The following is a 13,086-nucleotide window of genomic DNA, read 5'->3' as shown; positions in this document are numbered from 1 at the left end:
AGTATCACAGTAAAACAGGTACAATAGAAGAAGGGAGATTATTATGAATCAGAAAAAAGAAGCGATTTATGATGCAAGGGAACTGGGTGTTCCGAAAATGTTGCTGTTAGGTTTGCAGCACATGTTTGCCATGTTTGGTGCAACTATTTTAGTACCAATTCTGGTAAATACTTATTTTAATGGAGAGGGCTTATCCATTCAGGTTACACTGATCTGTGCCGGAATCGGAACATTATTCTTCCATTTATGTACAAAATTAAAGGTGCCTGCATTTTTGGGTTCCTCATTTGCTTTCTTAGGAGGCTTTCACACAGTCGCAAATCTTGATACCGGAATCTTCAAAGATATGTCTATGGGTGAGAAATTACCTTATGCATGTGGTGGTATCGTAGTAGCAGGTGCGTTGTATCTGGTTCTTGCACTGGTTGTAAAACTGGTTGGCGTAAAACGAGTTATGCGTTTCCTTCCACCTGTTGTTACCGGTCCGATCATTATCTGTATCGGTCTGAGTCTTGCGCCATCAGCCGTAAATAATGCAAAAACAAACTGGATTCTTGCAATTATCGCATTTGCAGTTATCGTAATTTTTAATATCTGGGGCAAAGGAATGTTCAAGATCATTCCGATTCTTATGGGTGTTGTGATCTCATATGTAGTTGCATTTATTCTTTTCAAATGTGGTGTTCACAATCCGGACGGATCTGCAATCTTCACATTTAAGGCAGTAAAGGATGCCGGATGGGTGGATCTTCCTCCGTTCCAGCTTTGTAAATTCAATATTACTTCCATCCTTGTAATGGCACCTATCGCTCTTGCGACCATGATGGAGCATATCGGAGATATCTCGGCAATCTCAGCTACAACAGGAAATAATTTCATCAAGGATCCGGGACTTCACAGAACTCTGATCGGTGATGGTCTTGCTACAGCATTTGCTGCTGCATTCGGCGGCCCTGCAAATACAACATACGGTGAGAATACCGGTGTTCTTGAGCTTAGCCGTGTATACGATCCAAGAGTCGTACGTCTGGCTGCTGTATATGCGATCCTTCTCAGCTTTTCACCAAAGGTTGCTGAGTGTATCGGTTCACTTCCTGCATCGATCATCGGTGGTGTCAGCTTCATGCTGTATGGAATGATCTCAGCTATCGGTGTTCGTAATGTTGTTGAGAACAAGGTGGATTTCACAAAGTCGCGTAACCTGATCGTTGCTGCTGTTATCCTTGTCAGCGGACTTGGATTCGGTAATGGTATTACCTTCACAGTTGCAGGAACATCTATCACATTAACATCACTTGCTATCGCAGCTATCCTTGGAATTGCTTTAAACGCAATCCTTCCGGGCAAAGACTACGAATTCGACGAGTAAAATGAATAAAGCCTGAATTGGCTTGTAATACAAAACTGCCATATTAAGACACGCTGTGGTTTCGATGAACTGCATATACCTGATTCGCAAATGTTCCTGTGCCAACTCGCCCTTTGGGCTCAGACAGGCACCCACATTTGCTGGTATATGCATTTCATAACGAAATCCTCGCTTGAGGTCTTAATATGGCAGTTTTGTATTACAAGCTGGATTCAGGCTTATGTAGATTGAGAAGATGTTAGAGGATATAATGTGGTATACTTGGTATAAAAAATCTCCCAGACGTTCCGGATATGATAGATACGAGAATTTTGTTGCGAGAAACACGCTATCAGCGAATGCGGGTGCCTGTTTGAGCCTGAAAGGCGAGTTGGCACAGGAGCATGAGCGAATAGATGCGTGTGACGAGTAGAAATTCGTAGTATATCATATCCGGAACGTCTGGGAGATTTTATATCAGGTGTACATAATTTTTTCCTGTTTATTCTACATCCAGAAGTTCAATCTTGAAGTTCAGTTCCTTGCCTGCCATCTCATGGTTTGCATCAAAGGTGATCGTAGTGTCATCCTTGGCGGTTACCTTAACAGGGAAAGACTGTCCGGCTGGATTTGACAGGAATACCTTCTGGTCAATTTCCAGATCCTCAGCACCGGGAAGCTGGCTGATCTCAATGGTCAAGATATTTTCAGGATCCGGCATGCCGTATGCTTCTTCCGGCATAAGGTGTACATCGATGATATCACCGATCGCCATGCCCTTAACAGCTTCGTCAAAGCCCTTGATCATCATGCCTGCACCACATACAAAGTCGATCGGTTCGCCACGGTCATAAGATGAATCAAATTTTGTTCCATCGTTAAATGTTCCTGTATAGTGAACCGTACATTTCTTGCCTTCGTTACTCATAAAAAATTCCTCCGATTTCATTGAATGTCTTATTCTAACATGAAATGGATAGAATGACTATAAAATGTTCGTGAAATTCCTTTGCCTGAAAGTGCCGCGTCGGTTCACAAAACTTTTGATATGTGCTACAATAAAGAATAATGCTGCTATAAGACAGTTTTTAAGGAAAGAGAAAAATATGAGAAAAGATTCAAAGAATAACAGTCGAAAGACAAATTATAAAAAAGCAGGAATCTGTATCGGAATGGCTGCTGTTTTGACATGCACAGTTTTTACATGGGGTGGACTGTCGGATAAGAAGACAGGATTTTCGGATCAGACAGGAACAGATTCGAATAAAACATCGATACATACATACGACATAGAGGATCTGCCTTCGGAGGATACTCGGGAGAATACGATTCGGATTCACGGAGATTCTTATACTGTGTCAGAGCTGAGTGGGGATGCTGCGCATAATAAAGAATCAGATGATCTGATGAACCGGAGTGAGGCTTCGATAGACACAGAGGATGCTTCTACACAGTCTGAACAGAATATACAGAGTGAATATGCACTGAATGCAAAGATAAAAGAAGTGGATGATGCATCAGATGTAGTTGCTCTGATCAATGATACGTGGGAAGAACCGGAGAAACAGGATTCGGCAGAGTTGGCAGATTCGGAAGATAAGAACATTCAGAAGGAAAAGACGGATGATACCTATCAGTTGAAGCGCCTTATGGTTCTGACGGACGGCAGGAAGCTGACAGATGATTATGGTGCTTCCGAGATTCTTCATTACGGTAAATATAATGAATATGTGCTGCAGTTTGAAACGGAAGCCGATACAAAGTATGCATATTATGAGCTGGTATCTGATTATGGAAAAGATAATTGCTATATAGATCAGGTTGTTACGGATGACGTGCTGGCGACATTTACCGGCGTAACAGATTATAAGACAATGTCATGGGGCGGATCTTATATGGGTATGGGCTATCTGAAGGCTGAATATGACTATTATCAGGTAGACAGAGATGTGACGGTTGCCCTGATCGATACCGGCCTGGATACGACAAACAAGATTTTTAATAACAGAGTCGATAAGAGGAGAAGCTTTTATTTTAAAGGCTCTGATTCTGTTAAAAAGACAACCGCATATGTAGACGAAAACGGACATGGTACGCATGTAGCAGGAATAATAGCGGATAATACACCTGATAATGTGAATTTTATGGTGTTGAAGGCATTTGACGGAGATGGGAAATCATCGAATCTTGCAATTCGAAGTGCACTGCAATATGCAGTAGACCAGAAAGCAGATGTGGTAAATATGAGCTTCGGCTGGACCGGAATGTTATGGGCATATTCATCTTATTTGAAGGATGTGTTAAAGAAAGCCGAGACAGCAGGAACGGTTGTGTGCTGTGCAGCAGGGAATAAGGCATCTGATGTTGCTATGACGTATCCTGCAAATAAAGAAAATGTCATAACCGTGTCAGCGATCAGAAATAACGGAATGTTCGCCTCGGATTATTCGAACTATGGAGACATGATCGATTTTGCTGCTCCGGGAACGGCGGTTGTATCCACATATCTTGGTGGCGGTAAGAAGTCTATGTCCGGTACGTCGATGGCGACACCGCATGTAGTGGCGGCAATTGCTTACATTAAGATGATAGAACCCAAATTGAATTATAAAGGGGTTAAGAATCGTCTGAAGCAATATGCGGAGGACAGAGGAACTCTTGGCTGGGACGAGAAGTACGGCTGGGGAGTTATTAAACTTCATGATTATTTTGATGATATGGGACTTGATACCAGATATACGGATTATGATGCAGATGGAACAGAGAAGGCCATGCCGGAGATATCATTTACAAAGAAAAAGCTTACAAAGAAGTACGGAAATGCTGACTATAAGTATGAGGTAACTACGAATTCTACAGGAAAAGTAGTTTACCGGTCGTCAAATACAGCTGTTGCAGAGCCGGATCAGTTCGGTTATATCACGATCAAAAAAGCAGGCTCCTGCACGATCACAGCCAAGGTGGCTGCGGATGCAAATTATAAAAGCGCAAGTGCCGGCTACCAACTGGTTGTATCTAAAAAGAATATGACGAAGAAGAAGGTAAAGCTGTCGAAGACGAGTTATATATATGCAGGAAAAAACTGCAAGCCGAAGGCTGTTGTAAGTGGACTTGCAAGATCTGATTATAAGGTAACTTATAAAAATGCAGATAAACCGGGAACTGCCATTTGCGTGATCACAGGTAAGGGTAACTACAGTGGCAAGATAGAAGTACCATACAGTATAAATCTTGCAAAGACAGTGATAACAAAGATAACAAACAAAAAATCAGGTGTAAGCCTGACATGGAAAAAGGTAGCGGGTGCAAAGGGCTATCGGATCTACAGAAGGACGAAGAATGGTTCGTGGAAACGGATCGGAGAATTGACCTCCGGTAAGAAGGTATCCTTTACGGATAAGACTGCGAAGTCCGGAAAGACTTATGAGTACCGCGTCAGAGCAAAGTGTAATAAGACTTATGGCAGTTATAGCAAGAAAATAAAATTAAAAAAGAAATAAGAAGACAGACATCATTTGAAGTCAGGTGGATCAGATTTCGGGTGATGTCTGTTTTGAAAGGAAAGAAAATGGACAAGAAACAGGTTCAGGAAACATATAGAGAGACAACGCCGGAAGAAGAACAGGAATATTTTGAAGAAGTAGAAAATGAGCTGCAGTGTGATCTTCAGACGACACAGGAAAGCATGGAATATCGGAATCAGGCGATCAAAGCACAGAAGAAATATATGCGTGACAGCCACGGTGATATGGACGACGAGGAATTCCTGCAGAACATGAACAATGTAAATAACGATACGTTTTTTATCGAACATGCGGCAAAGCAGGTGGATGTACTGGCGCATCAGATCGAGAACCCGTATTTTGGAAAGATTGCATTTGAGTATCAGGAGGATGGACAGGTTCTTCCGGTCTATATCGGAACAAACGGCTACTGGTCGATGGAAGAACAGGATCAGAAGGTCTATGACTGGCGTGCTCCGATCGCATCGATGTATTATGATTATGAGAAGGGCGAGGCATCCTATCAGGCACCCGATAAAGAATATTCTGGAAAGATCGTAGAGAAGAAGCAATTTGATATCAGCAATGGAAGACTACATAATGCAGTCGATACCGATGAGAAGATCAATGATATGATCCTGCTTGATGCACTGGGAAAGAACAGCGGCACGAAGATGAAATCCGTAGTTGCAACGATCCAGAAAGAACAGAATGCATTGATCCGTAATAAGACCGCTTATAATCTTATTGTGGACGGACGGGCAGGAAGTGGTAAGACAGTAGTTGCGATGCACAGACTGGCGTGGCTGTTATTCAACAATCGTAAGACGATGTCGGCAGACAATGTTATGATCCTGTCGCCAAATGGAATCTTTGGCGATTATATTGCCGGTGTGCTGCCGGAGGTCGGCGAGGATAATGTACCGGAGAAGGAATTTGATTCTCTGATGGAGGAAATCCTGTTTGTGGACTGTGATTATGAGACAAAGCTGGAACAGGCAGACCGGATCACGACGCATCCCGATATGGAAAGTCCGGAGATGAAGAATATTGCATGGAAATCATCGATTGCGTTCTATCAGGCATTTAACAAATATCTGGAAGATTATACGGAAAATATTAAGTTTAAAGATTTCCATTTTGAGAAAACAGAATTTACAAAGGACCAGATCGAGAAGATGTTTTATAATCGTTTTGCCAGATATCCGGTCTATGAACGTTTTGAGAAGATCGCATATTTTATAGCAGACCGGGTAGAGGATGAACAGGATCAGGCATTTACGGATGAGAAGCATCAGAAGATGGAAAACCAGATCACAAAAGAGATGATTTATCAATATGCGGAGCGCAACCTGATCGAATTATATCAGGACTTTCTTAACAGTCAGGCTGAACAGCATCCGGGTATCGAACAATACCGGAATGAGTATGGAAAGGTGTGCTATGAAGATATTCTGGCAGTCTTTTATCTGCAGATTTATTTCTATGGATGCAAGTCTTATGACAATATCAAGCATCTCGTGATCGATGAGATGCAGGATTACAATATATTTCAGTATGCGGTGTTGGATCGTATTTTTAAATGTAAGAAGACGATACTGGGTGACAGTCTGCAGGTGCTTTATTATAATCCGGAGGAAACGGTGCTGGATGTATTGCAGACGGTATTTGTGCCGCATGGAGGAACAGGTGGTTGCCAGATCAAGGCTCTGGATACTGCATATCGTTCAACCTGTGAGATCACAGAATTCTGTAACAGGATACTGGAAGCAGACCGGGCGTCAGACGAGGTGGAGGCCCATCCACTTAACCGCCATGGCATGGAGCCGGTAACAGAGCAGGCGGAGAGTATAGAAGATGCTGCCGGATTTATCGCAGAGAAGCTTGATTATGGAGAACTGGATGATTTTGATAATGTGGCAATTCTCTGTGATGATGAAGAACGTGCATTTGCCATGTACAAAGAACTGGAAGAATATGAGCAGGTGACATATCTTACGAATCAGTCGACTGTCTATAATGGAGGTGTGGTCGTTCTTCCGAAGTTTCTTGCAAAGGGGATGGAATTCGATGCAGTATTTGTTATCAATGAACAGGATGTGATGGAAAACCGGATCAGCCGACATGCATTTTACATTTCCTGTACAAGAGCACTGCACCAGTTGTATGTGATCGATGTTACAAACCAAACTTGATTATTTCAAGTTTGGTTTGTAACAAATATACATTATTAAGATAAAATGCCTGAAAATATCATTTTGAATGGTCTTTGACTTGGGATATTGACGTATAAATGCAGGAGGACTAGAATGCCTCTTGTCAAAAGGTTTATCCCTTACAGGTAACACCGGATAACTCGTGACAATAAAATATTTGTTAAACGAGGAGATACGAAGATGAGCAGACAGTACGACCCATATGAGAATGTGGTAGCAGTGATGGAAGAAGCCATGAACATTGGCGGAATTGACAAGAGGATGTTTGAGATCATCAGGAATCCACAGCGTGAGACTAAGGTTTACCTTCCTGTGGAGATGGATGACGGAAGTGTTAAGGTATTTGAAGGATACAGAGTCCAGCATTCAAATATCAGAGGACCGTTCAAAGGAGGTATACGTTATCACAAGGACGTATCGCTGAATGAAGTCAAAGCACTTGCAACATGGATGTCATTAAAATGTGCAGTGGCAAATATACCATTTGGAGGAGCGAAGGGTGGTATCAAAGTAGATCCGGCTACACTTTCCAGACGGGAATTGTGTGCGTTGACGAGAAGATATACCTATGCGATCGAGCCGATCATCGGAGCAGATACCGATATATCTGCTCCTGATGTGAATACAAATGCACAGATCATGACATGGGTGTTAGATACATACAGCCAGTTAAAGGGCAAACCTTGTCCCGGAGTTGTGACAGGAAAACCGCTAGAGCTTGGCGGTTCCAAGGGAAGACCGTCGGCAACCGGACGTGGAGTTGTGATCAGTACCAAGCTCCTTCTTGCAGAAGATGGCAAGGTGTTAGAGGGTACTAAGGTTGCAATTCAGGGATGCGGTAATGTTGGCGGCAATACAGCCAGGATATTTGGACACAGAGGTGCAGTTGTTGTAGCAATCAGTGATGTGTCGGGTGGAATCTATAAGGAGACCGGACTGGATGCAGATAAGGTAACAGCTTATGTAGAAGCCGGTGGTCTGCTTGCAGACTATCAGGAAGATGGTGTTATCCATATTTCGAATACAGATATTCTTACCTGTGATTGTGACGTGCTGGTTCCAGCAGCGCTTGAAAATCAGATCACGAAAGAGGTTGCGGAGAAGTTAAAATGTTCTTATATCGTTGAGGGTGCAAATGGACCGACGGCAGCAGATGCAGATCCGATCCTTGCAGAAAGAGGTATCAAGCTTGTGCCGGACATTTTTGCAAACAGCGGCGGTGTTATTGTTTCTTATTTTGAATGGGTACAGAACATTCAGGAAATGACATGGGAAAAACCGCAGGTAAATGAGATGCTTGAAACGATCATGACGAAAGCATTTGGAGAAATCGTGGAGGAGAGCAAAAAGAGTCATTGTACTTTGCGGATGGCAGCCTATATCATTGCCTTAAAACGATTGATCCATACGGAAGAGATCAAGGGTATATTCCCGTAAAATATACAGATGCAATACTACATGGTATTTTTAGTGCTGGATTTATCCTGTTATTAGTAGTAAAATACAGACAGGATAGATAGAAGTACATTGATATCAGAAATATGAAAGGGATGTCCTTCTCAGATGAAGGATGTCCTTTTTCTATACCAAAGTTTCTATATAAATGAAGGTATTGGGAAGATGAGATGTATAAGAAAATGGAGAGTAAAACTATGCGTGAAGTAAAAGAGACAGCTTACTGTCTGGATGAGGTGGATCAGAAGATTCTGGAACTGTTAGAGAAGGATGCTCGTATGTCTTTAAAGGATATTGCGGAATGTGTTTTTCTGTCATCAACAGCAGTATCTACAAGAATAGAGCGGTTAAAGGAAGCAGGGGTGATCGAGGGCTTTCAGGTACAGATCAATCCGATCGCACTGGGATATTATACAAAAGCATTTATTAATTTAGAGGTAGAGCCGAACGACAAACAGGATTTTTATCCATTTATCAAGAACTGCAAAAATGTTGTGGAATGTAATTGTGTGACCGGTGACTATTCCATGCTGATCGAGGTTATCTTTGAGACAACGATGGCGCTGGATCTGTTTATCGGTGAATTGCAGAGATTTGGAAAAACAAAGACTTTGATCGCATTCTCGACCTCTGTAGAACACAGAAATATCTACTGGAAGGAAGAAAATCAGGAGCCGAATGCATAAATTTTTTTCCGAAAGCGGATACTAACAATGGGAGGTTGCTTATGAAACAGAACGTAAAGAAAAAAGAGACATATATTCCATCATCCAACGGAAGAGATAAATTACATGTCATTGTCTGGATTCCGCAAGGAGAGATCAAGGCGGTGCTTCAGATCTCTCATGGTATGATAGAGGACATGGAGCGTTATGATCATTTTGCAAGATTTATGGCTGCCAGAGGAATTCTGGTATGTGGAAATGATCATCTGGGGCATGGACTGACAGCCAGAAATAAATCCGAGATGGGTTATATGTATGCTTATGATGCCAGTAAGACGATGGCAGCAGATGTTCATCGTGTGACCAGATGCATAAAAAGGGCATATCCGGATCTTCCGTATTTCCTTATGGGACACAGCATGGGTTCATTTATTGCAAGAAGGTATATATGCGAATATGCAAAAGATCCAAAGTACCCTGCAAAGGTGCAGAAAAATGCCAGCATAGATGGTTTTATCTGTATGGGAACGGGCGGACATCCGAAGTGTATGCTGAAGATCGGAGAGGCAGTAGCCGGAGTGGAGAGTATGCTCCGTGGTGAGAAGCATAGAAGCAAATTGTTGCAGGTGCTTGCATTTGGTACTTACCTTTTCGGTATTCCCAGAATGACGATCATGAACGGTGAGAAACGGAAGCGTACCGTGAAAGACTGGCTGAGCAGAGACTATGTTCAGGTTGACAAATATATGGCAGACCCGATGTATGACTATACCTTTACGGTAAAGGGCTACAAGACGTTATTCAAAACACTGGAATTTATTCAGGATGAGGATAATCTGGCAAATGTGCCAAAGAATATGCCGGTATTATTCATATCAGGAAGCAAAGATCCGGTCGGACACTATGGCCTGGACGTGAAGCTTTTATACAACAAATACAGCAGATATATCACAGATGATGTCAAATGCATCCTGTACAAGGATGCGCGTCACGAAGTCATAAACGAGATCAATAATATTCAGGCATATTACGATATCTATAACTGGATCGACCTGCACACCATAGGGGTGTAGGGACGGAAACACATTTTAGTAATAAAAACAGGGCATATCTGTAAAATACGCATGACTACCTTCGTTTCAATTCAGATTCGATCTGCATGCTGCGCCGGACACGATAAATTCGTTGTGTCCTTTGCAGCAGCATCGAATCATTGAAACTCAGTCGTTCATGCTATGATTTTACAGATATGCCCTTGTTTTATATACAAATGTGTTTCCTGTTATATCGAGTCATGATAAGTTTTTGCAATGGAAACAGTAATGAGTAGTCATGCGTGTTTGAGAATGCCCCGGTTGAGGGTTGCTGCCTGTTCGTTCGTGCTGAGTATATTTACAAGCTGATCTTCTTTTCGAGGAGCACGGAGCTTCCGATATAGCTTGCCACCATTACTACGAAGTAGAGTGCGATCTGTGGGATCATGGCATACATGGCTTCCATAAATGTCGCATCCGGTCCGGGATTGGACAGATGGGGAATCTTAGAAGCAATTACAGACAGGATCACATAGAAGACGATGAACAGTACGAAACTGATAAAACCTTTAATTTTCTTTGTCTGAAGAATGGTGGAGCATACCGATACCGCAAGGTAGGCAAGTGTGATCGTCATAAAGAACTGGATCAGGAATACGAGGATAAATGCCAGTAATCTTAAGATAACGCCGCCCAGGGAATATCCCCCCATTTCAAGAATATTGCTTAGAAAATCATAAAAAGAATCAATGGAGTCATATGTGGAGTATGCCAGGCTGAGATCTAAGGTCAGTAATCCGAATATAACAGCAACGATTATTGCACCTGTCAGCAGGATGGATAACAGTTTGGCGCCGATTACTTTATAGCTGGATATAGGAGCCATAAAGACCAGATATCCCGATTTGTTTTTCAGATCCTGACTGTAACTGATTATGCCGTAGATCAATACAAACAGGTAACAGCAGAAAGCCGCGAGAATAAGCAGGGCAATAGCAATAACAGAGTGATTTGCATGTTCGGTTAACGTACCAATGAGAAAGTAAAGCTCAATGGCAGCTATGACGATCCCTACGATCAGAAGTGGAAAGATTCCACGGCGAAATTCATATTTTAACATTTTTAACATAATTCAATACCTCCCAGTTTATGCGTAGATTTCTTTATACATATCAACAATGGATTTGCCCTGTGCGATACGAAGTTCTTCTGCATTACCCTGTAATACACAGGTTCCGTTTTTGATGAAGATGGCATGATCAATGATCTTTTCCAGTTCATCGACCAGATGGCTTGACATGATAACGGCGGTGTCATCTGAGATATTAGACACGATTGTATGAATGATTTTTTCGCGGGCAATGATATCGATGCCGTTTAATGGTTCGTCTAACATAATAACTTCCGAATTCCTTGAAAGCGTTGCAACGATCTTCAGCTTTGCCATCATACCGGATGACATCTCACGCACTTTTTGCTTTGGCGACAGATCCATTTCCTGTAACAATCGCATGTATTTGTCATAATCAAAATCAGCGAAGAAATCACGGTAATATTTTCCGACATCGATGCAGTTCATATAACCGAAGAAATAGGCTTCTGTAGGCATATATGCGATATGCGCTTTAGCTTTGTAATCTAATGGCCGGTTATCCATCGTGATCGTACCGGAGGTCGGTTTTGAAAGTCCGGCGATCATTTTCATAAGGGTAGATTTACCACTTCCGTTCGGACCGAGTAGCGCATAAATGTTACCGGATATAATATCCAGTGACAGGTCCGAAACTGCGGTCGTACTCATATATTTTTTTACTAAGTGTTCACATTTAATCATAGTATTCATTCCTTTCAATACTTGTTTTTACAGGGAATAGTAGTCCTGTAATAATCGGATGATCTCTGTCGGTGTATATCCCATACCGGTGAGCTGTTCATCCAGAACTGTAAGGATCTGCTTTAACTGTTCCTGTTTCAGCCGATCAATTACCTGAGGATCTTCTGTTACAAATGTACCAATTCCACGTTTCGTATATGACAGTTCGAGAGATTCCATCTCGTTATAAACCCGGGCCGCGGTGTTCGGGTTGATGTCATATTGGATAGCAAGCTTTCTGGATGATGGGAGCTTGGTACCAAGTGGCAGGGCACCTGTAATAATCTTCTTTTTTATATCATCGATGACCTGAAGGTAGATCGGCAGGTTTGATTTAAATTCCAAATGCTTCCCTCCTAACTACTGTACTAGCCAGATAGTACACCAATACACTTAGAATGTCAAGCATAAAAAATAAATTTATAAATATTAATTTGCCGGCAAAAACTTCCATTTACAGGTGATTTGCCGGATAAAGGCTAAAATTAATGAGAACAATTCTTAAAAAGGTGTTCAAACCTGACAAAATATGTGTTAGTATAGACTTATCAAAAGTAAATTCGGAATAAATTATTGGAGTGAACAGGTATGGCAGAGAAAAGAAATACAAAACAAAAACAGGTTATATATTCGGTTATAAAAGAATTAAAATGTCATCCGACTGCCCAGCAGCTTCATCAGATTCTTATGGAGAGGGGATATAATATAGGTGCATCGACCGTGTACAGGGTGCTGGCGGATGCGGTTGATGACGGCATTATCATGAATGTATTCTCATTTGATAAGAATGAACATTTTGACGGCAATCCGGTTCCACATTATCATATTATCTGTACTAAATGCGGAAGAATCTTCGACAGCCATGTCCCATATGATCCTGAGATCGATGAGCGAGGCAGACTGGCGGATGAGGACTTTATCATTTCATCCCACAATCTTGAATATGTCGGCATCTGCCCTGAATGTCAGAACGAGCAGGAATAACACCATGC

General features: G+C 42.0%; 11 protein-coding genes. 7 read left to right on the top strand and 4 right to left on the bottom strand.

What is annotated here, in order from left to right:
• Window positions 1-43 precede the first annotated feature (43 nt).
• A complete protein-coding gene (locus LK416_09280) occupies window positions 44-1,369 on the top strand; it encodes a uracil-xanthine permease family protein (GenBank protein ID UEA73867.1) in 1,326 nt (441 codons plus the stop codon).
• 481 nt (window positions 1,370-1,850) lie between these two features.
• Here LK416_09280 and LK416_09275 read toward each other — a convergent pair whose 3' ends face one another.
• On the bottom strand, window positions 1,851-2,276 hold the full coding sequence (locus LK416_09275; protein ID UEA73866.1) for a peptidylprolyl isomerase: 426 nt from the start codon (window positions 2,274-2,276) through the stop codon (window positions 1,851-1,853).
• Window positions 2,277-2,454: 178 nt separating this feature from the next.
• Here LK416_09275 and LK416_09270 point away from each other — a divergent pair, with 178 nt between their 5' ends.
• From LK416_09270 to LK416_09250, 5 genes are all read left to right on the top strand, one after another.
• The gene (locus LK416_09270; GenBank protein UEA73865.1) at window positions 2,455-4,848 is read left to right on the top strand and encodes a S8 family serine peptidase; all 2,394 of its coding nucleotides are present in this window, start codon (window positions 2,455-2,457) and stop codon (window positions 4,846-4,848) included.
• A gap of 53 nt (window positions 4,849-4,901) precedes the next feature.
• A complete protein-coding gene (locus LK416_09265) occupies window positions 4,902-7,046 on the top strand; it encodes an AAA family ATPase (GenBank protein UEA73864.1) in 2,145 nt (714 codons plus the stop codon).
• Between the two features lie 201 nt (window positions 7,047-7,247).
• Complete coding sequence (locus LK416_09260) at window positions 7,248-8,504, top strand: Glu/Leu/Phe/Val dehydrogenase (protein ID UEA73863.1); 1,257 nt, start codon at window positions 7,248-7,250, stop codon at window positions 8,502-8,504.
• A gap of 245 nt (window positions 8,505-8,749) precedes the next feature.
• Window positions 8,750-9,208, top strand: a complete 459-nt coding sequence (locus LK416_09255; GenBank protein ID UEA75900.1) for an Lrp/AsnC family transcriptional regulator — start codon at window positions 8,750-8,752, stop codon at window positions 9,206-9,208.
• A 41-nt stretch (window positions 9,209-9,249) separates the two neighbouring features.
• Window positions 9,250-10,260: an alpha/beta hydrolase gene (locus tag LK416_09250; protein UEA73862.1), complete on the top strand. Its 1,011-nt coding sequence runs from the start codon at window positions 9,250-9,252 to the stop codon at window positions 10,258-10,260.
• A 319-nt stretch (window positions 10,261-10,579) separates the two neighbouring features.
• On the opposite strand, the gene LK416_09245 is transcribed toward LK416_09250, so the two are convergent.
• The 3 genes from LK416_09245 to LK416_09235 are packed head-to-tail and all read right to left on the bottom strand — an operon-like array spanning window position 10,580 to window position 12,439.
• Window positions 10,580-11,350 carry an ABC transporter permease gene (locus LK416_09245; protein UEA73861.1) on the bottom strand — a complete coding sequence of 257 codons (771 nt, stop codon included), beginning with the start codon at window positions 11,348-11,350 and terminating at the stop codon, window positions 10,580-10,582.
• Window positions 11,351-11,368: 18 nt separating this feature from the next.
• Window positions 11,369-12,055 (bottom strand): ABC transporter ATP-binding protein, encoded by a 687-nt coding sequence (locus LK416_09240; protein ID UEA73860.1) that lies wholly within the window; start codon window positions 12,053-12,055, stop codon window positions 11,369-11,371.
• 27 nt (window positions 12,056-12,082) lie between these two features.
• Window positions 12,083-12,439 (bottom strand): GntR family transcriptional regulator, encoded by a 357-nt coding sequence (locus LK416_09235; GenBank protein UEA73859.1) that lies wholly within the window; start codon window positions 12,437-12,439, stop codon window positions 12,083-12,085.
• Between the two features lie 243 nt (window positions 12,440-12,682).
• Between LK416_09235 and LK416_09230 the strand changes: the two genes are divergently transcribed.
• Window positions 12,683-13,078 carry a transcriptional repressor gene (locus LK416_09230; protein UEA73858.1) on the top strand — a complete coding sequence of 132 codons (396 nt, stop codon included), beginning with the start codon at window positions 12,683-12,685 and terminating at the stop codon, window positions 13,076-13,078.
• Window positions 13,079-13,086: the final 8 nt, after the last annotated feature.

Source organism: Lachnospiraceae bacterium GAM79 (assembly GCA_020735665.1).
In the GTDB taxonomy this organism is placed as follows: Bacteria; Bacillota; Clostridia; order Lachnospirales; family Lachnospiraceae; genus Coprococcus.
This window is presented reverse-complemented; position numbering and strand designations above follow the sequence as displayed.